This window comes from Pseudoroseomonas sp. WGS1072 (assembly GCF_049340465.1).
GTDB lineage: Bacteria > Pseudomonadota > Alphaproteobacteria > Acetobacterales > Acetobacteraceae > Pseudoroseomonas.
This window is the reverse complement of record NZ_JBMPSU010000001.1, coordinates 1,349,828-1,370,902: the sequence shown is the minus strand read 5'-3', so window position 1 is coordinate 1,370,902 and position 21,075 is coordinate 1,349,828. Positions and strand designations below refer to the sequence as shown.

Genomic DNA, 21,075 nt, shown 5'->3' with positions numbered 1-21,075 from the left:
GAATGAACGAACTAGAGGTGTTGCGGGAGCAGATCCGGGAGGACCGGGTCCAGCTCGGCATCCATATCCGCAAGATGAATTCCCCCGGCTCCCCCGTCTATCGCTACGGCGAGAACCTGGTCTGGCCGGTCGGCCTGCTGGTGGTGGCGATCATCGGCATGAAGCTGGTGAACGTCCATGTCGGCATGCTGCTGCTGGTGGCCGGCATGGGGTGGTGGCTGTGGAAGGTGCAGCCCCGGGTGAAGGCCGGCGTCTTCGAGCGGTCGGCCGCCCTGGCGCTGTCGGACGAGCGGCTGTTCGACGGGCTCTGGGCCAAGGGCGTGCTGACGCTCTATGCCAAGGCGCCGGACGGCACGCCGCGCGCGGCGGCGCGCAAGGATGACTGGCGGGCCTTCGTGCGCGCCATGGAAGCCCTGCGGGGCTGAAAGCTGCTCTCAGCCGGCGTCCCGCAGCGCCATGGTCCATTCGGCGATGCGGCGCGCGAGGCCCTCGGCGCCCGGCTCGAGCATCATCACATGCCCGCATCCCGGCAGGAATTCCACCGGCACGCCGTGCCAGAGCGCGCAGCGGCGCACCGCGTCGGGCGGGATCAGCCGGTCCTGCCCGGCGCCCAGCACCAGCACCGGCCGCCGGTGCAGCCAGCCGGGCGGCACCGGCTGCGGCCATTGCGCCTCCAGCAGCGCGCGGGAGGATTCGCCGCCCATCCGCGCCAGGGCGGCACGGGCCGCGGGCATCGGCATCGCGGCGCTGAAGAGGGCGGCCGCCAGTTCCGCCGGGGCCTGGCCCGGCGGCAGGTCCATCCGTGCCGCCTCGGCCCAGAGAACGGCATCGGCCAGGGCCAGCCGGGCGCTCGACCACCACAGTCCCTCGGGCGGCACCGGCGCCAGCAGCACGGCGCCGCGCACCTGCGGCTCCAGCAGCAGCCGCTGCGCCACCAGCGCGCCCAGCGAATGCCCGACGAGCACGACCGGCCCGGCCTGGGCCCGCAACAGGGCCCGCGTCTGCTCGACATAGTCGGACAGCCCGGCCCGTTGCGCGGCCCCGCGGTCGAACTGCTGCGCCCGCACCGTGAGGCCGGCCTCCGCGCAGCTGGCCTCGAAGCCGTGGCGCCAGACCCAGGCGCCACAGCCGGCGCCGTGCAGCAGCAGCAGGGAAGGCGGGCCGGGATGACCGGCGTCATGGGGGCCCGGGGGCCGGAAGGTCGGCAGGCTGTCGGGCATCGCGGGGGCGGGATCCAGCAGGAGAAAGGGCAGAGTAGGGGCGGCATGACGCCACGGCCAGGGCGGCGGTGCCGCAACCCGTTGCTTTGCGTTACGAACGGATGCGCTTCTCACCCTGGTGTGAAGGCGCGCGGGCGCCCATCTGCCTCCCGACGCCACACTGTGCTTCGCGCACCGAGGCCCGGCGGTGTATGGGAGGCCGGCCATGTCACCCAATGATCTTCGTGCCGACCGCCCCCTGGTCGGCGAGCGCGCCCAGCCTCACCAGCCCGCTCCCGCTCCCGCGCCGCCCGGCGTCCCGCCACGCCCGCCGCGCCGCGGCCAAGGGCGCGGCCAGGGGCGCGGCGGCAGTGGCCGTGGCTTCGGCCGCTGGGTTGTCCGCCTCGCCGGCTATGGCCTGGTGCTGGGCATGGCGGGCGTCGTGGTGGCCGGCGTGGCGGGCTATGGCTTCTATCGCCAGACGGCGGGCGACCTGCCGCCGCACGAATGGCTCGCGGATTACCAGCCGCCGCAGATGAGCCGCATCTACGCCGCGGATTCCAAGCTGATGGCCGAGCTGGCGCTGGAGCGCCGTGTCTTCGTGCCGATCGGCGCCATCCCGAAGCGGGTGCAGGCGGCCTTCGTCTCGGCCGAGGACCAGAACTTCTGGAGCCACCACGGCGTCGATCCCCTGGCCCTGACGCGCGCCGTGGTGATGAATGTCGAGGGCATGGCGACCGGGCGGCGCGCCGTCGGCGCCTCGACCATCACCCAGCAGGTCGCCAAGAACATGCTGGTCGGCAACGACCGCACGGTGATGCGCAAGGTGCGCGAGGCGATCCTCGCCTTCCGCCTGGAAAGCGCCATGCCGAAGGATCGCATCCTCGAGATCTACCTGAACGAGATCTTCCTCGGGCAGCAGGCCTATGGCGTGGCCGCGGCGGCCATGAACTACTTCAACAAGGGCCTGGACGAGCTCAGCCTGGGCGAGACCGCCTTCCTGGCCGCGCTGCCCAAGGCGCCGAACAACTACAATCCGAGCCGCTACCCCGAGGCCGCCAAGGCGCGCCGCGACTGGGTGCTGGACCGCATGGCGGAGGATGGTGCGGTGACCCGCGCCGAGGCCGAGGCGGCGAAGCAGGAGCCGATCATCGCGCGTGGCCGGGTGCGGCCCGAGACCGTGGCCACCGGCCCGTATTTCACGGAGGAGGTGCGGCGCGAGCTGGTGGCCCGCTTCGGCCAGGACCAGACGACGATGGGCGGGCTGGTGGTCCGCACCAGCATGGAGCCCGAGCTGCAGGCGGCGACGGAGCAGGCCCTGCGCGACGGGCTCACGGCCTATGACCGCCGGCGTGGCGGCTGGCGCGGCCCGGTGGCGAAGATCAGCACCGCCGCCACCGAATGGATGCCGGCGCTGGAGGCGGTGTCGCGGCCGGGTGGCGCGCAGCCCGGCTGGCGGCTCGCCGTGGCGCTGTCCGTGGAGGCGCGCGAGGCCCGGCTGTCCTGGCTGGAGCGGCCCGACGGGCGCGCCCAGGCGCAGCCGCGCCAGGGCACGCTGTCGCTCGACGATGTCGCCTCCTGGGCACGGCCGGTGAATGCCCAGGGCCGCCTGGGCGGCCAGCCCCGGCGGATGCAGGAGGTGCTGAGCCCGGGCGACGTGGTGCTGGTGGAGGAGGTTCCGGCGCGCGGCAATGCGCGCGGCTCCCGGCTGTCGCTGCGGCAGATCCCGCTGATCCAGGGCGCCGCGGTGGCGCTGGATCCGGCCACCGGGCGCGTGCTGGCGATGACCGGCGGCTATGCCTTCGAGCAATCCTGGTTCAACCGCGCCACCCAGGCGCTGCGCCAGCCCGGCTCGGCCTTCAAGCCCTTCGTCTATCTGCCGGCGCTGGAGATGGGCATCCCGCCCAACCAGAAGCTGCTCGACGGGCCGATCGAGATCATGACGCCGCAGGGCCTCTGGAAGCCCGGCAACTACAGCGGTCAGCCGCGCGGCTGGGTGACCATGCGCAGTGCCCTGCAGCAATCGCTCAACCTCGTCACCATCCGGTTGGCGCAGGAGGTCGGCATCGAGCGGGTCGCCGACGCGGCAGCGCGCTTCCACGTCATTCCCAACATGCCGCGCGTGCTCTCCATGGCGCTCGGCGCCGGCGAGACCACGGTGATGCGCATGGCCGCCGGCTATGCCTCCTTCGTCAATGGCGGCAAGGAAGTGACGCCGACCCTGATCGACACGGTGCAGGACCGCTTCGGCAAGGTGGTCTGGCGGGCCGACAACCGCCGCTGCGAGGGCTGCGAGGGCGGACCGCAGGGCGAGCCGCCCCGGCTGGTCGACGAGCGCAAGCAGGTGACCGATCCGATCTCCGCCTATCAGATGGTCTCGCTGCTGCAGGGCGTGGTGCAGTACGGCACCGGCAAGCGCGCGGCGGAGGGGCTGAACCGGCCGGTCGCCGGCAAGACCGGCACCACCAACGACTACATGGACAACTGGTTCGTCGGCTTCACGCCGGACATCGTCGTCGCCGTCTGGATGGGCTTCGACGAGCCGCGCAGCCTGGGCTCGGGCGAGACAGGCGGCGGCGGCCCGGCCGGCATCTTCCACGACGTGCTGGCCTCGGCGCTGAAGGACAGCCCGCCGGTGCCCTTCCGCGCGCCGCCGGGCGTGGCGCTGGTCCGCACCCAACTGGAGAACGGCCAGACCATTCTCGAGGCCTTCAAGCCGGGAACCGAGAATGCCGCCCGCCCGCCGATCGACAACGGCGTCCTCTCCTCCAGCACGCCGGCCGGCGTCGATAACAGCCTGGGCGGCCTGTACTGACGGGCTGAAGCCTCCCGGAGTTCGCGGCGACAGGGTCGGCCCAGGGGGCCGGCCCTTTTTCGTGCCCGATGTCGGGCCTCAGCCCAGGCTCTCGGGCTGAAATCCATCCTCCATTACCCGTGATGCGCGATATCACCACAACTTGACGTGGCGAACGGTCCCTTTATGCGCGGAAAGTCTGTTTAATGATACTAACCGGGTGGTAATGATCCTCAGCCCGGCATTGGCGCAATTTTGGAAGAAACGCACATCATGGCTCGCCCTTATGTTCATCCCGAGAATGTCCTGGTCGGTCTCGCGTGGAACGAGACGCTGGTCGGCGGCGATGGCGCCGACTACATCTTCGGCGGCGACGGCAATGATCGGCTGATCGGCGGCGGCGGCACCAACTTCCTGGACGGCGGCCCCGGCCTCGACACGGCCGTCTATTCCGGCTCCGCCGCGAGCTATGCCATCAGCACCTTCGGCGGCGTCGTGCTGGTCGAGAACCTGCTGGACGGCGCACTCGACTATGCCGTCAACGTCACCCGCTTCGAGTTTTCCGACAGCCTGCTGACGCTGGATGTGCCGGCCTTCAGCCCGCAGCGCTACGTCGCCTCCAACCCCGACCTGATCGGCATCTTCGGTACCAATGCCGTGGAGGCCACCTGGCATTACGTGGAGGCCGGCCACGCCGAGGGCCGCGCGACGGACAGCTTCAACGGCCTGAACTACCTCGCCGCCTATGACGACCTGGTGCAGGCCTTCGGGGCCAATGCCCAGCTCGGCTACAACCACTTCATCACCTATGGCCATGCCGAGGGGCGCAGCGACCAGGGCTTCGACGGCCTGACCTACATCGCCTCCTATGACGACCTGATCGCCGCCTTCGGCGCCAATGTCGAGGCCGGCGCCGCGCACTACATCAACTACGGCGTCAAGGAAGGCCGCGAGCGCAGCGACTTCAACGCGCTGGAGTACATCGCCTCGCATGAGGACCTGATCGAGGCCTTCGGTCCCGATTATGCCGCCGGCACGCTGCACTTCATCAATCACGGCTTCGCCGAGGGCCGCTCGCGCGACAGCTTCGATGCCGAGACCTACCTGGCGAAGTACACTGACCTGCAGGCGGCCTTCGGCCACGATCTCGACGCCGCCACGGCGCACTACATCACCTATGGCCACGGCGAGGGCCGCACGGATCACCTCATCGCCTGATCCGCATCCTTCGATCGGGGGGGGCGCCGGGTGGCTCCGCCATCCAGGCGCCTCCCGCCATGCTTCCGGCCTCTTCCGGCCGCCGCCCCCTGGACACCCTGGGCGGCGGGATAGTAATCCCCCCTGCCTCCGCCCAGCCTCGTCGCCGCCGGCCCTCCGCCGGACGATCGGGAAGCCCGGCCCGTCCGGGTGGGCGCCCGCGGTGTTTCCCGTCTTCCGGGCACCACCGCAGACCGAAAGGGTGACAGGATGCGAGCCGATGCCGAGGCCCTGCGCGGCCAGATCCAGGACTCCATCGACCTGCTGCGGCGCCATCTCGACTGGGACGTGGCGCTGCGCCGCCTCGATGAGGTGAATGCCCGCGCCGAGGATCCGACCCTCTGGGAGAAGCCCGACGAGGCGCAGGCGGTGATGCGCGAGCGCAACCGGCTGGCCGACCAGATCGAGGGCGTAAAGGCGCTCGAGCAGAACGTCGCCGATGCTCTGGAGCTGATCGAGCTGGCCGAGGCGGAGGGCGACGCCGCGACCGCCGACGCCGCCGTGGCCGACCTGAAGGCCTTCGCCGCCGAGGCCAAGCGCCGCGAGATCGAGAGCCTGCTCTCCGGCGAGGCCGACATGCGCGACTGCTTCGTGGAGGTGAATGCCGGCGCCGGCGGCACCGAGGCGCAGGACTGGGCGCAGATGCTGCTGCGGATGTATCAGCGCTGGGCCGAGAAGCGCGGCTACAAGGTGCAGCTCACCGAGGAGAGCGAGGGCGAGCAGGCCGGCATCAAGTCCGCCACCATCCAGGTGACGGGCCCCAACGCCTATGGCTGGCTCAAGACCGAGAGTGGCGTGCACCGGCTGGTGCGCATCAGCCCCTTCGACGCCGCCGCGCGCCGCCAGACCAGCTTCGCGAGCGTCTACGTCTTCCCGGTGATCGACGACAAGATCGAGATCGAGATCAACCCGGCCGACCTCAAGACCGACACCTTCCGCGCCTCCGGCGCCGGCGGCCAGCACGTCAACAAGACCGAGTCGGGCGTCCGCTTCACCCATATCCCGACCGGCATCGTCGCCGCCTCGACCCAGGACCGTTCGCAGCACCGCAACCGCGCCATCGCCATGGACATGCTGAAGGCGCGTCTCTACGAGCTGGAGCTGCGCAAGCGCGAGGAGGTCAACGCCGCCACCGAGGCCGGCAAGACCGACATCGGCTGGGGCCACCAGATCCGCTCCTACGTGCTGGCGCCCTACCAGTTGGTGAAGGACCTCCGCACCAACGTCGAGAAGGGCAATCCGGACGCGGTGCTGGATGGCGAGCTGGACGACTTCATGGCCGCCGCCCTGGCCTCCCGTGTCGGGGCGCACCGTTCGGATGCCAGCGCCGCCGCGCGGTGAGGGTGCCGGCATGACCGACCTGTTCCCCGGGGCCCTCCGCCCGCAGGACCGCCACGACCCCGGCGGCAAGGTGCGGCTGGCAGTCTCGGGCGATGTGGTCAGCCGCGCGGTCTTCTCCGATTGCGGCCGCTACCGCACCGTCCTGGAGCGGCGCTGGGACGGGAAGCCCTTCGGCACGCCGGGCTGCGTCGCCTGGATCATGATGAACCCCTCCACCGCCGATGAGCAGGTGGACGACCCCACCGTGCGCCGCTGCCGCGATTTCACCCGCCGCTGGGGATATGGCGCCATGCTGGTGCTGAACATCTTCGCCCTGCGTGCCACCAGCCCGGCCATGCTGCTCCGGGCGGAGGATCCGGTCGGGCCGGGGAACGACGCCGCGATCGGCGAGGGGGCGGCGCGAGCCGAGACGGTGATCGCCGCCTGGGGATTGCCGCCGCGGCCGCTGCGCGGGCGGGGCCCGGAGGTGGCGGCCCTGTTGCGGGCCGCCGGGATCGCGCCGCTGGCGCTCCGGGTCACGCAATCGGGCCAGCCGGGACATCCGCTCTATATCGCCGGCGACACCCGGCCGGTGCCCTGGAACATGGGCTGAGGGCCGGGTCGGACTGAAGGCGCCGGAGAACGGCTTCGCGACGCCTTCGCCGGCGAGGCCTCGTGTCAGGCCCAGCCGCGTCCCGCCACCAGCGAGATCAGGAACAGGACCAGGAAGATCACGAAGAGGATCTTCGCGATGCCGCTGGCCGCCGAGGCCACGCCGGAAAAGCCCAGCACGCCGGCGACCAGGGCAATGACGAGAAAGATCAGTGTCCAGTAAAGCACGGTGACGTCTCCTTCGGTCCTGTCGCCCTCGCCGGAGTTGCGGGGCATGACGACCGGAGGAACGCCGTGCTTCGGATCACGGTTTCAGCCGATGGGAACCGTCGCGGAAACCGCCTGGTAGGTCGCGATGGCAAGAGCCAGCGGCTCGAAAGGCTTGCTGATGACGAAGGCGGGCTCGACCTGCTCCGCCGTCAGCAGCCGCTCCGGATAGGCCGTGACGAAGACCACCGGCACCTTCAGCTCCTGCTGGATGCGGTTGACGGCGTTGATCCCGTCCCCGCCCATGCCGAGGTTCACGTCGGCCAGGATCAGCCCGGGGTGCCGCTCCTGCGCCAGCCGGACCGCCTGCGCCTCGCTGGCCGCGACGCCGATCACCCGGTGGCCGCAGGCCTCGACCAGCTGGCGCACATCCATGGCGATGATCGGCTCGTCCTCGATCACCAGGATGTCGGTGGCGGCGGCGTCGCGCAGGGATTGCCGCGCCTCCGACAGCTCGGTCTCCGCCACGTCCAGCGGCACGCCGACGACGCGGGCGGCCTCCTGGGCGGTCAGCTCCTCCAGCGCGGTCAACAGCAGGAGCTGCCGGTGCCGCAGAGTGAGGCTGCCGCCCGCCGCGCCTTCCCGCACGGGCGTCATCTGCGTCACGCCGGCGTACAGCGACAGCCGGGGGGGAAGGTCCGGCGGCAGGCCCTCGCGCAGGGCGCTGGCGACCAGCGCATCGCCCTCCGCCTGGCTGCCGGTCAGGGCGCGGGCATAGCGCCGCGCGGGGGGCAGGGCCCGCAGAAGCTCGGCGTGGTGTGCGGCGTTCATATCGTGGCCCTCGTATCGGTCCTAAGCTGCAGCAGAACTTTGAACAGGAAAGAATGTCCAATCAAACAGACCCGATCCGGACGCGGCTTCCCGCCGTGTTGCCGGATCTGAGGGCCTTTGCCCGCTTCCTGGCGCGCGACGCCTTCCTGGCCGACGATCTGGTCCAGGAAGCCGTGTTGCGCGGATTGCGGTCCGAAACGCAATGGGATCCTGCAACCAGCCTGCGGGCCTGGATGTTCCGGATTCTGCGCAACGTCTTCCTGGAGCAGGCGCGTCGGCGGGGCACGGAGAAGCGGGTGCTGGAGCAGTTGCCGGAACCGGGCCAGGCGCCTCCCGGTCAGGAGATGCATGGTGAGATGTCGGATCTGGCGCGCGCTCTGCAAGGGCTGCCGCTGCCCCAGCGCGAGGCGCTGATCCTGGTCGGCGCGCATGGCCTCTCTCACGAGGAGGCGGCTGCGGTCTGCGGGGTGCCGGTGGGCACGGTCAAGGCCAGGGTGTCGCGTGCGCGACTGGCGCTTGCGCGGCGGTTCCAGTCCGCGCCGGCCGCCGGAGAAGGGCCCGTGGAGGATTGATGCGGAAAGGCGCCGGGCCGGGCGATGCCGGATCGGTGGGCCGATGAGGCGGAAGTGGGGCGTGGCAGGCATGGATTGCCGCGACAAGCGCGCACCGGCCAAAAGGTTTCCGGAAGAAAACGCATGCCTGATATGCGTTTTTCGGCCATGTCGGAAGCAACCCTCTCCTTCGGCCGTTCATTGGTGGGTCATGCAAGGCGAGAAGACAATCATGACCCATGAGATGGCCACCCTCGAAGCCGATCGCACCTCCGCCACCGCGACGGCGAGCTTTCATGACCAGCTCGTGGCCATCCTGCCGCGTCTGCGGGTGCAGGCCGTCTCCATGACCCGCAACCGGGCCGATGCCGACGATCTGGTCCAGGCGGCGGTCAGCAACGCCCTGGCCGCGCAGGCGAGCTTCACCCCTGGCACGAATTTCGGCGCCTGGATGTTCCGCATCCTGCGCAACCGCTTCCTCTCCGACATCCGCCGCAAGCGCGACACCTGCGACATGGACAGCGCCCCGGCGGAGGCGCTGGCCCGGCCGGCGGCCCAGGAGGACAGCCTGGCGCTCCGCGAACTGCGCCGCCGCCTGGCGGATCTGCCCGCGGATCACCGCACCGCCCTGCTGCTGGTGACGGTGCAGGGCATGTCCTACGAGGAGGCCGCCGCGGTGATGGAATGCGCGGTCGGCACCGCCAAGTGCCGCGTCTTCCGGGCCCGGCGTCAGCTCGAGGCCTGGCTGACCGGCGAGCCGCAGGTCGCGCGCCGCAAGGCGGCACCGGCCGAGGCTGGCGAGACGCGCCGCCGGGATGCTAGCCTTCGCACCGCCGGCCGTGCAACCGGAACGCAGGCCCTGCATTTGGGAAGCTGATGGATCAGAGAGCGGACAAGCGTGTTTTGGCGGAGCCCGGGAAATCATCGCAGCGCCCGTCCGGCGGGCGTGCGCGCAAGGGCACGCCGGATGCGGCGTTCGACATCTGGCTACAGCGGGGGCTCCACGCCATGTTCGACGGCGTGGCTAAGGAGCCCATCCCTGAGGAACTGCTTCGGTTGATCGAGGACGATCGGACGGGGAAGAAAACGACGTGAGTTCTTCGGCGCCCCCGAAAGGGTGGGCGCTGCACCGATTGCTCCGCGGCGTCCGCGGACGAATGCTGCTGCTGCTCATGGTCGCCAGCGTGCCTGTCATCGGCATCGCTGGCGCCAATGCCGTTCTGAGCTACGAAGCGGAACTGGCAGCGGGCCGGCGCAACGCCACGATCCTGGTCGATATCGCGGCGGCCCGGCACGGCTCCACCATCGCGAGCCTGCGCCAGACGCTGCAGGGCATCGCCACCGACACGCGCCTGCTGCGCGACACGGCGGAAAGCTGCAGCACGCTTCTCTCCACCTTCAGCGCCGCCAATCCGGGCCGCTACTCCAACATCTGGGTCATGGACCGCGACGGGCAGACCCGGTGCAGCAGCATCGCGCTCCTGACCACGCCCCAGAAGGATTCCGCGACAGCGCACCGCGCCATGATGGGTCGGGACTTTATTCTCGGTCCTTTCCAGCAGGGCGCCGTCACCGGCCGCCCCGTCATCATCGGCGCGGTGCCCATCCTTGCCGAGGGCGAGGCGCAGGGGGTCATCGCCGCCGGCCTGCTGCTCGAGTATTTCGTTCGCAGCGAAGGCCGGGACCAGGGTCGCCAGGGGCAGCGCATCTGGCTCGTCGACGCGGAGGGCAGCGCGCTGCCGCTGACCCAGGCGGGCGCGATCGAACTGCCGGAACCCGGGATGCTCCGGCAATTGCAGGACGCCTCGGGCATCGCCGCGCTGGAGGCGCGCTCCCAGGCCGGGGCGGACTACGCCTATGCCAGCGCCCGTCTCGCGCCGGGGCTGAGCGTGCTGGTCGGCCTGCCGATCGGCGAGATCCGCAGCGCCGCCATGGCGGTGCTGCTGCGGCGGGTGGCCGAGCTGGCGGCCTTCCTGCTGGCCTGCCTCGTGGTCATCGTCGTCGGCGCCGACATCGCCATCGCCCGGCCGCTGCGGCGCCTGGCGGCGCGGGTGCGCGGCTGGCAGCCCGGGGCGCCCTTCGGCCGCGCCGCCCAGCGTGGCGAGCCGGAGGAGGTGCAGGCGCTGGAGCAGGCCTTCGATGATGCCGCCCGCGCCATCGCGGGGCGCGAGGAGGAGTTGCAGGCCGCGCTGCGCCAGCGGGACCTGTTGATGGCCGAGATCCATCACCGGGTGAAGAACAACCTGCAGATCGTCGCCTCGCTGCTGAACCTGCAGGCCGGCCGCCTGCGCGATCCGCGCGCCCGGGCGGAGTTCGCCACCGCGCGCGACCGTGTCCAGGCGCTGGCGACGCTGCACCGCCACCTCTACACCAACCGCACCTTCGAGGTCATCGCGCTCCGCCCCTTCCTCGAGGAGCTGGGGCATCAGCTCTTCGCCGCCATGGGCGAACGGCCGGGGCAGCGGATCAAGCTGGCGGTGGAGGCGGACGAGCTGGAGATCCTCACCGACCAGGCCGTCTCCCTCGCCCTGCTGATCACCGAGACCGTGACCAACGCCATCAAGCACGGCTTCCCGGACGCGCGCAGCGGCACCGTGACCATCGCCGTGCATGCCGAGGGGGACGAGGTGACGCTGACCGTGCGGGATGACGGGCTGGGCCTGCGCCTGGAGGACAATGCGCAGGACCGGGGTATCGGCCTGACGCTGATCCGTGGCTTCGCCCAGCATCTCGGCGGCGAGGTCGAGATCCGGCAGGCGGGGGGCACCGAGCTTCGCCTGCGCTTCACCCTGCGGCGCCGCGAGGCCGAGCCCGAGCCGCCGCTCCGCAGGGAAAGGGCCGAGGGGGGGAACGAGCAGGTGGCGGCGCAACCAGAAGCTTGAGCGTGCGTTCTCCGATCAAACCGAGAAGGATCCGGATTTCCATGCGCAAACTGATGAGCCTGACGCTTCCCGTCCTGGCCCTGGCCCTGCCGATGATGGCCTGCAGCGAGGGGCCCGGCGAGCGGGCCGGGCGCGGCCTGGACCGTGCCGGTGAGAACATCCGCGACACCATCGACCCGCCGAAGGGGCCGGGCGAGCGCATGGGCCGTAGCATCGACCGCGCCCTCGACTGAGTCCGCCGCGCCGGGGCGGCTCCGCCCCCCGGCCGGCAACTGGTCGCCCGGAGGTCACGTTAGGTCCAGGCAGACCGCCTCGCAGAACAGGAGCACCATTCATGGCCCGCAGCTCGTCCTCCTCCTTCGACACCTCCTCCGTCGAGGATCGCATCGCCGATCTTCGCCGCAAGGTGGAGGATCTGATGGAGGAGCAAATCACCCCGGCCGTCTCCCGCGCGGCCGGCAAGGCGCAGCATCTGGCGCAGCGTGCCAAGAGCACCGCCCGCCACGAGGCCGATCACGCCGTGGACTTCATGCGTGAGCGGCCGCTGGCCACCGTGGCCGTGGCGGTCGGCGTCGGCTTCCTAATCGCCCAGCTTCTGCGCCGCTGACGCCGATGCGCCCCTTCCGGCTTGCCGCCGTCTCCCTGGAGGCCGAGCGCGTGGTGCTCGGCCTCCAGGCCAAGCGCTACGTGTGGCGGGCCCTTTTCGGCATGATCGCGGCGGTCTTCGCCTGCGCCGCCCTGGTCATGCTGCATGTGGTCGCCTGGCTGGCGCTGCCGCTCGAATGGACGCCGCTGGCCCGTGCCGGGACGCTGCTGGGGGCCGATCTGGTGCTGGTGCTGGTCCTCGGGTTGCTGGCGATGCGGGACGCGCCGAGCCGGGCGGAGATCGAGGCGCGCATCCTGCGGGACAATGCCATCGCGCAGACCCGCGCCAGCCTCGGCGTGGTGCCCCTGCTGGGCGGTATCGCCCGCTCTTCCGGAATGATGGGGCTGCTGTTCGGGCTGTTCCGCCGGCGCCGCTAGCACGGGAAGGGCGGCAACCGCCGCCCGGCCCGGTGGGGCCTCAGTCCAGCAGGCGCCGCAGCAGGTGCATCAGCATCTGCCGCTCCGCGGGGTCCAGCGCCGTGAGCAATTGCTCATTGGCGCGGCGCCCCTGTTCGGTCGCCTCCTCCAGCACCGCCTTTCCCTCGGGCGCGAGGGAGAGCACCACGGTCCGGCGGTCGAGCGGGTCGCGCCGGACCTCCAGCAGTCCCCTTCCGCGCAACCGGGCCACCACGCCCTGGATCGTCGCCGGATCGAGCGCCACGGCGCGGCCCAGGGCGTTCTGCGTCGCCTGTCCGATCTCGCCCAGCTTCAGGAGCGTGGCGAACTGGGTGGAGGTCAGCCCGCCGACGGCACCGCGATCCTGGAACAGCGAGGCATGCCGCTGGTGGGCGCGGCGGAGCAGGTGCCCCACCGATTCCTCAAGCCGGTAGCCTGGCGCCCCGGTCCGGGCGGCGCCGGCCTCGCGCACGGCGTCGATCAGCAGGGTGATGTCCTGGTCGGCGATGGCGGCGCACCTCGTCAGCGGTGAATGAGCGCACGCAGCATTGGCCTCGTGCCCGCATCCGTCAACCGGGTCACGCCCCGGGCGGGGACACCTCGGACCAGGGGCGGCGGCTACCCGCGCAGGACGCGATAGCCCTGCAGGGCGAAGGTGGCGCCGGCCAGGCCCAGCGCGGCGAGGCCGGCGCGGTCGGCGTGCCACATCAGCCGCTCCGCCAGGACGGCGGCGAGCTGGCGATGACCGTCCGGGCCGCGCAGGCGCCGCCCGCCCTCGCCGGCCAGGGCGGAAAGCTGCCGCCAGAGGCCGGTGCGGCGCAGATCGATGCGGGGGATCTGCAGGGCGGCGCCCCACAGGCCGAGCCAGACCGCGGCGGTCATGAGGGCGCCGCTTTGCAGGGCGAGGACAGGATCCTCCCCCAGCCCGAACATGACGGCGAGAATGGCGAGAGCCGCGGCACACAGCACGCGACGGATCGAGTGGTCAGCCAGACTGCGCAGCATATCCATCCGGGCCTCTTCCTTCCTCCTCCGCATGCTGACGCCGCCGCCAGGAAGATGCTAGCCGCATTATCGCCTCATGCGGGACCGGGAGGCCCATCGGCCCTGCGTCCCGGCCATGCCTCGGGGCCTGCCGTCATGTCCCGAGGCGCATGCTTCGCCGGACAAACGACCGAGGCGATGCCAGCGTTGCAGCGTGCCCGGCCGGGAGCGGACGGTCCTGAAGAAGATGAATAATATGTCATAAAACGGCCCGGCTGACGATCCTGATTCCCTTGCCCTTCTCCACCACGCCACAATCCGGGCAGCATGCCCGACCGCCCCTCGCAGGCGGCGGAAAGGCTGACCGCGTGACCAAGAGCGCGGGACCATCAACAATAAGGAGACCCGGCCGCGGCCCCGCCGCAGCCAGCCGGGAAGGGTAGGGAAAATGGGCTCGACGCTTCGCTCCACGTCTCCTCAGACGGGCGATGCGAACCGGCCGATGACGCGTGAGGAGAGACGCGTCATCCTGGCCTCTTCGCTTGGCACCGTCTTTGAATGGTACGATTTCTACCTCTACGGCTCCCTGGCGGTCATTATCGGGGCCAAGTTCTTCAGCCAGTTCCCGGAGGGGACGCGCAATATCTTCGCGCTGCTGGCCTTCGCCGCCGGCTTCCTGGTGCGGCCCTTCGGCGCCCTGGTCTTCGGCCGGCTGGGCGACCTGGTGGGGCGGAAGTACACCTTCCTCGTCACCATCCTGATCATGGGCGCCTCGACCTTCATCGTCGGCATCCTGCCCACCTCAGACCAGATCGGCATCGCCGCGGCCATCATCCTGATCGTGCTGCGCTGCCTGCAGGGCCTGGCGCTGGGCGGCGAGTATGGCGGCGCAGCGACCTATGTGGCGGAACACGCGCCGCACGGCCGCCGTGGCTTCTACACCAGCTTCATCCAGATCACCGCCACGGGCGGCCTGTTCCTCTCGCTGCTGGTCATCCTCTTCACCCGCGGCGTGCTGGGCGAGGCCGCCTTCAACGACTGGGGCTGGCGCATTCCCTTCCTGGTCTCGATCCTGCTTCTCGGCATCTCCGTCTGGATCCGCATGCAGCTCCAGGAGAGCCCGGCCTTCAAGAAGATGAAGGAGGAGGGCACCCATTCCAAGGCGCCGCTGACCGAGGCCTTCGGCCAGTGGAAGAACGCCAAGGTGGCCATTCTCGCCCTGTTCGGCCTCGTCGCCGGCCAGGCGGTGGTCTGGTACACCGGGCAGTTCTACGCGCTGTTCTTCCTCGGCTCCGTGCTGAAGGTCGATGGCTATACCTCGAACCTGCTCATCGCCTGGGCCCTGCTGCTCGGCTCCGGCGGCTTCGTCCTGTTCGGCTGGCTCTCCGACAAGATCGGCCGCAAGCCGATCATCCTGGGCGGCTGCCTGATCGCGGCGCTGACCTATTTCCCGCTCTTCAAGCTGATGAGCGCCGAGGCCAATCCGGCGCTGCACGCCGCGCATCAGAACATCCATGTGGTGGTGCAGGCCGACCCCGCCGACTGCTCCTTCCAGTTCAACCCGGTGGGCACGGCGCGCTTCACCAATTCCTGCGACATCGCCAAGGCCGCGCTGGCGCGACTTTCGGTCAACTACACCGTCGAGCGCGCGCCGCCCGGCACGGCGGCGAGCGTGCGGATCGGCGATGTCACCGTCGACTCCACCGCGCCGAACTTCACCCAGACCCTGGGCGCGGCGATCACCGCCGCCGGCTACCCCGCGGCCTCGAACCCGACCGTGGTGAAGATGGCGCATCCCTTCGACCTGTTCCGCGAACAGCCGGCGGTGCTGATCCTGGTGCTGACGGTTCTGGTCATCTACGTGACCATGGTCTACGGCCCGATCGCGGCGGCGCTGGTCGAGCTCTTCCCCACCCGCATCCGCTACACCTCCATGTCGCTGCCCTACCACATCGGCAATGGCTGGTTCGGCGGGCTGTTGCCGGCCACCTCCTTCGCCATGATCGCGCAGACCGGCGACGTCTATTACGGCCTCTGGTACCCGGTGGTGATCGCACTGGCGACCGTGGTGATCGGGACCTTCTTCCTGCCCGAGACCAAGGATCGCGATATCTTCGCCGAGGACATGGCGGAGGTGCCGCGGGCGAAGGCGGCGCGCGCGCGCGTCTGATCGCGCGGCTGAGCCGGCGCGGGAGGGGCCTTCCCTCCCGCCACCCCGTTCACCAGGGACAGGACCGGCCGCCTCGGGCTCCGCCCCGGCGCGGGTCCGGCAACAGGGAGGGCGCGACATGCCCGACGCGCAGGATGCCGGCTATCAGGCCCTTTACGAGGCCTGGCGGGCCGATCCGGAAGGATACTGGGCGGCCGCGGCGCGCGGCATCGACTGGGAGGTGCCGCCGGAGCGCATCTTCGATGCCGGCCAGGGGCCCTATGGCCGCTGGTTCCCCGATGCGCGGCTGAACATCTGCCACAACGCCCTCGACCGCCACGTCGCCGAGGGGCGTGGCGCGCAGGCCGCGCTGATCTGGGACAGCCCGGTGACGGGAGGCCAGGCGCGGCTGAGCTATGCCGAGCTGCTGGACCGCACGGCGCGGCTGGCCGGCGCCCTGGCCTTGCGCGGTGTCGGCCGGGGGGACCGCGTGGTCCTCTACATGCCGATGGTGCCGGAGGCGGTGATCGCCATGCTGGCTTGCGCCCGCCTCGGCGCGGTGCACTCCGTGGTCTTCGGCGGTTTCGCGGCGGCGGAGCTGGCGGCGCGCATCGCCGATGCCGAGCCCAAGGCCGTCATCGCCGCCTCCTGCGGGATCGAGCCCGGGCGGCTGGTGAAGTACAAGCCGCTGCTGGACGCCGCCCTGGCCATGTCGCCGCACCGGCCGGCCTGTTGCCTGATCCTGCGGCGCGAGGCCTGGCCCGGCGCGCTGGAGCCGGGGCGCGACGAGGATCTGCTGGAGGCCATGGCGGCCGCGGCACCGCACCCTTGCGTCAGCGTCGCCGCCACCGACCCGCTCTACATCCTCTACACCAGCGGCACGACGGGAAAGCCCAAGGGCGTGCTGCGCGACTGCGGCGGCTATGCCGTGGCGCTGCACAATTCGATGGCGATGCTCTACGGCCTGAAGGCGGGAGATGTCTCCTGGACCGCCAGCGACGTGGGCTGGGTGGTCGGGCATTCCTACATCGTCTACGGGCCGCTGCTCGCCGGCTGCACCTCCGTCGTCTATGAGGGCAAGCCGGTCGGCACGCCGGATGCCGGCGCCTTCTGGCGGGTCTGCGCCGAGCATGGCGTGAAGGTGCTGTTCACCGCGCCGACCGCCTTGCGCGCCATCAAGAAGGAAGACCCCGAGGGCCGTCTGCTCGGCCGCCACGACCTGTCGCGGCTGGAGGCGCTGTTCCTGGCCGGCGAGCGCTGCGACCCGGACACGGCGGTCTGGGCCGCGCGGCTGCTGGGCCGCCCGGTGATCGACCACTGGTGGCAGACGGAGACGGGCTGGTGCATCACCGGCAACTTCCGCGGCGCCGGCCTCTTCCCGATGCGGCCGGGCTCCGGCGGCAAGCCGGCGCCCGGCTATACGCTGGTGTCGCTCGACGAGGCCGGCCAGCCGGTCGCGCCGGGACAGATCGGCACCCTCGCCCTGCGCCTGCCCCTGCCGCCCGGCTGCGCGCCCAGCCTCTACCGCGCCGATGCGCGCTTCCGCGAGGCCTATCTCGACGCCTTCCCGGGCCACTACAACACCAGCGATGCCGGCATGCTCGACGAGGACGGCTATGTCTGGGTGATGTCGCGCACCGATGACATCATCAACGTCGCCGGCCACCGGCTCTCGACGGGCGCCATCGAGGAGGTCCTGGCTTCCCATCCGGATGTCGCGGAATGCGCGGTGGTGGGGGCGCGGGATGCGTTGAAGGGTCAGGTACCGCTGGGTCTCGTCGTGCTGAAATCCGGCGCGACGCGGGCGGAGGCGGAGGTCGCGGCCGAGCTGATCGCCCTGGTGCGGGAGCGCATCGGGCCGGTCGCCGCCTTCCGCGAGGCGCGGGTGGTGGAGCGCCTGCCGAAGACGCGCAGCGGCAAGATCCTGCGCGCCACGCTGCGCAAACTGGCCGATGGCGAGGATGTCGCCGTGCCGCCCACCATCGACGATCCGCTCATCCTGGAGGAGATCGGCGCGGTGCTGCGGCGCCCTTAGAGGCATGACGCGCCAGGGCGGCGCCGGCCCCGCGGGAGGGGGCCGGCGGCCGGATCAGCGGCGCAACTCGTTCGTCGGATAGGCGCCCGAGGTGTTCGACTGCGTCGCGCGGTCATAGGTGCGGGTCGCTGCCGTGCCCGGCGGGTTGCCCGGCATGCCGTCGGACTGGGTCGGATAGGCACCGGAGGTGTTGGTGCCGGCGGCGCGGTCGAGCGCGCGGGTGGCCTCGGTGCCGGAGGGATTGGCGCGGGTGCCGTCGGACTGGCTCGGATAGGCGCCCGAGGTGTTGGTCCCGACGTTGCGGTCGATGGCCCGGGTCGCCTGGTTGTTGGTGGAATCGCAGGCCGCCAGACCCAGCAGGGCGGCGGAAACCACGACGGCAGACAGAATCTCGCGGTGGCGCATCGTCCTCAACTCCTCTTCTCGGGATCCGGGCCGCTTGGCCGGTCCGCCGGTGCAACGCGAACGGGCGCCTCCGGTTCCACGGGAATTTCACGCGAGCCGGAGGAAGACTCCCGGGGGAAGGTGAGCCCGGATCGACAACCTGGAGTGTTGCGGCAACCGCCGGCCCAGTGGCGACGTTGGCGTTTCGTGGGCGGGCCGGAGGGTCGCCGCCCTGTGCCGGCCTTCAAGGCGGGCTGGCCTAATGACCAAAGCCGGCGCGCCTGGGGCCGCCGCGGCAAGGAGAGCATGGATGAAGTCGATTCTGCTGTGGTTCCTGGGGATCCCGATCCCGATCATCATCCTCCTCTGGATCTTTGGCGTGCTCTAGGCCGCGCACGAGCCCAGTCCCCCGATCGGTGCCGGCGGCATCGGTCGGGCTGACCCTCCCTCGCAGCCGTCCGGGCGCTAGCGCCGCGCGGCGCGGCGGCTTCGCCAGAGGTGCCAGAGATAGGCCCCGATGACGCCGGCCAGCACGACATAGCTGAGCGGCTCGATCGCCGTCTCGACCCGCTTGTACTGCTCGCGCAGCAGATACCCGGCCCCGGCGAGCAGGCTGACCCAGATCAGGCTTCCCACCAGCGTCCAGAGATAGAAGACCGGCCGCCGGATATGGGCGAGGCCAGCCGGGATCGAGATCAGGGTGCGGATGGCCGGCAGCATGCGGCCGAAGAAGAGCGCCACCGGGCCGTGGCGCCGCAGCGTGGCCTCCGCCTTGTCCATGTCCTCCGCCGAGACGCCGAACCACCGGCCATGGCGCGCCACCAGCGGCCGGATGCGCCGGCTGCCGATCGCATGGGCGATCTCGTACCAGAGGCCGTTACCGACGAGCGAGCCCAGCGTGCCGGCCAGGATGGCGGTGACGATCGACATCTGCCCCTCGGCGGCGGCGAACCCTGCCAGGGGCATGATGAATTCCGAGGGGATGGGCGGGAACAGGTTCTCCAGGAACATCAGCAGGAAGACGCCCACCGGCCCGGCCTCGCCGACGGTCTGGGTGATCCACTCGATCATGGCGTGGCTCCGGAGGCGGGCGTCGGAAGGGAGGCGGTCGAGACCCGCTGGAAGAGATGCAGCCGCAGCCGCCGCCCGCGGGTATAGTTGTAGCCCTCCACGATGGCGGCCTCGCGCAGCGGGAGGTCCCGCGCCGCCACGGCGGCGCGGAAGGCGCCGAGGTCGCGGTCCCCCACCGCGACGCTGCGCCCGTCGCCCGCCGCCAGGAAGGCCGCCGCCGCCTCGCCGTCGCGCAGCAGGGCGGTGTCGGTGCCTGTGGCGAAGACCAGGGAGGGCTCATGGTATCCGACGATGCCGAACTCCCCCTGCACCTCGCCCGAGGGCGCCGCCGCCGCCAGCGCCGCGGCGATGCGCGGCCCGATCCAGGGCGCCTGCAACCGCGGCAGCACCCCGCCGAGGATGGCGGCGTAGAGCGGCACCGAAAGCATCACCGCGGCCAGCATGGCGCGGGCCGGCGAGCCCGCCCGCCATTCCCGGCGCGCCACCCCGAGCAGGAGCAGGGCGAAGGGCAGGACCAGCAGCGCCACCGGATCGACGCGCCGGTCGGCCAGCCAGGGCAGCAGCCCGGCGGCGATGCCCAGGGCCAGTGCCACCAGGGCGAGCAGGGCGGCGCCGAGCCAGGAGAGCCAGCGCGGCGCCGGGCGCCGCAGCGGGTCCATCGCCCAGGCGGCGCCCAGCAGCATCAGCGCCGGGAAGACCGGCAGGGTATAGTGCGGCAGCTTGGTCGCCACTGCCTCGAACATCAGCCAGGAAGGCGCGATCCAGGCCAGCAGGAAGCGCGTCGCCGGGTTCATGCGGTCCCGCCAGGCCGCCGGCAGGGCGCGCAGCACCAGGAAGGCGGCGGGGAAGCCGGTCAGCGCGAAGGTCAGCAGATAGTAGCCCGGCGGCCCGCCATGCGCCTCCTCGCCGGAGGAGACCTTGGAGAGCATGTCGCCGCCCAGCGCCTCGGTGAAGAACCGGCCCTCGGTGGCGATGCCGATGGCGATCATCCAGGGCGCCGCCAGGGCCAGCATCAGCGGGATGCCCCAGAGCGGCCGCAGCACCCGCAGCCAGCCTCCGGCGCGGTCGGCGACGGCCAGGGTGAGGATGGCGAGCAGGGCGATGAGCGGCCCGATCGGTCCCTTGAGCAGGATGGCGATGCCGAGGGCCGCCCAGAGGCCCGCGGCCTGCCGCGCGGAGAAGACCTCCGGCGCCAGGTAGGCGCGGCCGAGCAGGCCCATCGCCACCGTCACCGCGCCGAGCAGGGCGGCGTCGGTCTTGGCGATATGCGTCTCCACCACCAGGACCATGCTGGCGGCCAGCATGGCGGCGCCGAGGAAGGCGGCACGCCGCCCGACCAGCGCCCGGCCCCAGTGGAAGGTCGCCAGCACCGCCACCCAGGCGCCGAGCAGGGAGGGAATCCGGTAGGGCCAGATCTCGCCGCGATGGCCCAGGCCCAGCGCCTCGGCGGCATGCACCGAGGCGGCCTGGGCCCAGTGGATGCCGACCGGCTTCTTGTTGCGCTCCTCCTCGCCGAAGCGGATGCGGACATAGTCGCCGCTGTCCACCATCTGCCGGCTGGCCTGGGCGAAGCGGCTTTCGTCGCGGTCGCCGGGCGGCAGGGCGGCGAGGCCGGGCAGCCACAGCGCCAGGCAGAGCAGGCTGAGCCAGAGGCGCGGCCGCCGCGTCTCGGGCAGCCGGTCGAGAAGGTCGCGCAGGGCAGGAAGCATGATGCCGGGGCTGTAGAGCGTTTCGGCGCGCGGTGTATAGCATCAAACG

Annotated in this window: 23 protein-coding genes; 15 read left to right on the top strand and 8 right to left on the bottom strand. The window is 71.1% G+C overall.

Annotated elements, in window-relative coordinates; translation table 11 throughout:
* Positions 1-2 precede the first annotated feature (2 nt).
* Complete coding sequence (locus ACF3NH_RS06550; RefSeq protein ID WP_198367102.1) at positions 3-425, top strand: hypothetical protein; 423 nt, start codon at positions 3-5, stop codon at positions 423-425.
* Positions 426-434: 9 nt separating this feature from the next.
* On the opposite strand, the gene ACF3NH_RS06545 is transcribed toward ACF3NH_RS06550, so the two are convergent.
* Positions 435-1,220, bottom strand: coding sequence for an alpha/beta fold hydrolase (locus ACF3NH_RS06545; protein WP_422922289.1), 786 nt, complete (start codon positions 1,218-1,220; stop codon positions 435-437).
* Positions 1,221-1,425: 205 nt separating this feature from the next.
* Between ACF3NH_RS06545 and ACF3NH_RS06540 the strand changes: the two genes are divergently transcribed.
* The 4 genes from ACF3NH_RS06540 (at position 1,426) to ACF3NH_RS06525 (ending at position 7,183) form a co-directional block, all read left to right on the top strand.
* Complete coding sequence (locus ACF3NH_RS06540; RefSeq protein ID WP_422922288.1) at positions 1,426-4,014, top strand: penicillin-binding protein 1A; 2,589 nt, start codon at positions 1,426-1,428, stop codon at positions 4,012-4,014.
* Between the two features lie 252 nt (positions 4,015-4,266).
* Entirely contained in the window at positions 4,267-5,211 is a 945-nt protein-coding gene (locus ACF3NH_RS06535; RefSeq protein ID WP_198367105.1) for a calcium-binding protein, read from the top strand.
* A gap of 249 nt (positions 5,212-5,460) precedes the next feature.
* Positions 5,461-6,591 (top strand): peptide chain release factor 2, encoded by a 1,131-nt coding sequence (gene prfB, locus ACF3NH_RS06530; protein ID WP_422922287.1) that lies wholly within the window; start codon positions 5,461-5,463, stop codon positions 6,589-6,591.
* A 10-nt stretch (positions 6,592-6,601) separates the two neighbouring features.
* The gene (locus tag ACF3NH_RS06525) at positions 6,602-7,183 is read left to right on the top strand and encodes a DUF1643 domain-containing protein (RefSeq protein ID WP_422922286.1); all 582 of its coding nucleotides are present in this window, start codon (positions 6,602-6,604) and stop codon (positions 7,181-7,183) included.
* Positions 7,184-7,248: 65 nt separating this feature from the next.
* On the opposite strand, the gene ACF3NH_RS06520 is transcribed toward ACF3NH_RS06525, so the two are convergent.
* Positions 7,249-7,410, bottom strand: coding sequence for a DUF1328 domain-containing protein (locus ACF3NH_RS06520; RefSeq protein WP_198367108.1), 162 nt, complete (start codon positions 7,408-7,410; stop codon positions 7,249-7,251).
* A gap of 84 nt (positions 7,411-7,494) precedes the next feature.
* Positions 7,495-8,220, bottom strand: a complete 726-nt coding sequence (locus ACF3NH_RS06515) for a PhyR family response regulator anti-anti-sigma factor (protein ID WP_198367109.1) — start codon at positions 8,218-8,220, stop codon at positions 7,495-7,497.
* On the opposite strand from ACF3NH_RS06515, the gene ACF3NH_RS06510 reads away from it, so the two are divergent.
* From ACF3NH_RS06510 to ACF3NH_RS06480, 7 genes are all read left to right on the top strand, one after another.
* A complete protein-coding gene (locus ACF3NH_RS06510) occupies positions 8,208-8,792 on the top strand; it encodes a sigma-70 family RNA polymerase sigma factor (protein WP_422922285.1) in 585 nt (194 codons plus the stop codon). The genes ACF3NH_RS06515 and ACF3NH_RS06510 overlap by 13 nt on opposite strands.
* A gap of 211 nt (positions 8,793-9,003) precedes the next feature.
* Complete coding sequence (locus ACF3NH_RS06505; protein WP_232477215.1) at positions 9,004-9,648, top strand: sigma-70 family RNA polymerase sigma factor; 645 nt, start codon at positions 9,004-9,006, stop codon at positions 9,646-9,648.
* A complete protein-coding gene (locus ACF3NH_RS06500; RefSeq protein WP_198367110.1) occupies positions 9,648-9,866 on the top strand; it encodes a hypothetical protein in 219 nt (72 codons plus the stop codon). Before ACF3NH_RS06505 ends, ACF3NH_RS06500 begins: the two co-directional genes overlap by 1 nt.
* A gap of 62 nt (positions 9,867-9,928) precedes the next feature.
* Entirely contained in the window at positions 9,929-11,653 is a 1,725-nt protein-coding gene (locus ACF3NH_RS06495; protein WP_422922284.1) for a histidine kinase dimerization/phosphoacceptor domain -containing protein, read from the top strand.
* A 41-nt stretch (positions 11,654-11,694) separates the two neighbouring features.
* Positions 11,695-11,886: a hypothetical protein gene (locus tag ACF3NH_RS06490; RefSeq protein ID WP_198367112.1), complete on the top strand. Its 192-nt coding sequence runs from the start codon at positions 11,695-11,697 to the stop codon at positions 11,884-11,886.
* Positions 11,887-11,987: 101 nt separating this feature from the next.
* Positions 11,988-12,260 carry a glycine zipper domain-containing protein gene (locus tag ACF3NH_RS06485; RefSeq protein WP_422922283.1) on the top strand — a complete coding sequence of 91 codons (273 nt, stop codon included), beginning with the start codon at positions 11,988-11,990 and terminating at the stop codon, positions 12,258-12,260.
* Positions 12,261-12,265: 5 nt separating this feature from the next.
* A complete protein-coding gene (locus ACF3NH_RS06480) occupies positions 12,266-12,676 on the top strand; it encodes a hypothetical protein (RefSeq protein WP_198367114.1) in 411 nt (136 codons plus the stop codon).
* A 40-nt stretch (positions 12,677-12,716) separates the two neighbouring features.
* Here the strand turns inward: ACF3NH_RS06480 and ACF3NH_RS06475 are convergent, their stop codons facing one another.
* Positions 12,717-13,166, bottom strand: a complete 450-nt coding sequence (locus ACF3NH_RS06475; protein WP_198367115.1) for a MarR family winged helix-turn-helix transcriptional regulator — start codon at positions 13,164-13,166, stop codon at positions 12,717-12,719.
* A 146-nt stretch (positions 13,167-13,312) separates the two neighbouring features.
* Positions 13,313-13,705, bottom strand: coding sequence for a hypothetical protein (locus ACF3NH_RS06470; protein WP_198367116.1), 393 nt, complete (start codon positions 13,703-13,705; stop codon positions 13,313-13,315).
* A 475-nt stretch (positions 13,706-14,180) separates the two neighbouring features.
* Here ACF3NH_RS06470 and ACF3NH_RS06465 point away from each other — a divergent pair, with 475 nt between their 5' ends.
* Positions 14,181-15,848 (top strand): MFS transporter, encoded by a 1,668-nt coding sequence (locus tag ACF3NH_RS06465; protein WP_422922282.1) that lies wholly within the window; start codon positions 14,181-14,183, stop codon positions 15,846-15,848.
* Positions 15,849-15,966: 118 nt separating this feature from the next.
* On the top strand, positions 15,967-17,862 hold the full coding sequence (locus ACF3NH_RS06460) for an AMP-binding protein (protein WP_422922281.1): 1,896 nt from the start codon (positions 15,967-15,969) through the stop codon (positions 17,860-17,862).
* A 54-nt stretch (positions 17,863-17,916) separates the two neighbouring features.
* On the opposite strand, the gene ACF3NH_RS06455 is transcribed toward ACF3NH_RS06460, so the two are convergent.
* A complete protein-coding gene (locus ACF3NH_RS06455; RefSeq protein ID WP_198367119.1) occupies positions 17,917-18,267 on the bottom strand; it encodes a hypothetical protein in 351 nt (116 codons plus the stop codon).
* 241 nt (positions 18,268-18,508) lie between these two features.
* Between ACF3NH_RS06455 and ACF3NH_RS06450 the strand changes: the two genes are divergently transcribed.
* Positions 18,509-18,634, top strand: coding sequence for a hypothetical protein (locus tag ACF3NH_RS06450; protein ID WP_422922280.1), 126 nt, complete (start codon positions 18,509-18,511; stop codon positions 18,632-18,634).
* Between the two features lie 77 nt (positions 18,635-18,711).
* On the opposite strand, the gene ACF3NH_RS06445 is transcribed toward ACF3NH_RS06450, so the two are convergent.
* Both ACF3NH_RS06445 and ACF3NH_RS06440 read right to left on the bottom strand, forming a co-directional pair.
* Entirely contained in the window at positions 18,712-19,317 is a 606-nt protein-coding gene (locus ACF3NH_RS06445; RefSeq protein WP_198367120.1) for a DedA family protein, read from the bottom strand.
* Entirely contained in the window at positions 19,314-21,026 is a 1,713-nt protein-coding gene (locus tag ACF3NH_RS06440; protein ID WP_422922279.1) for an ArnT family glycosyltransferase, read from the bottom strand. Before ACF3NH_RS06440 ends, ACF3NH_RS06445 begins: the two co-directional genes overlap by 4 nt.
* Between the last annotated feature and the right edge of the window lie 49 nt (positions 21,027-21,075).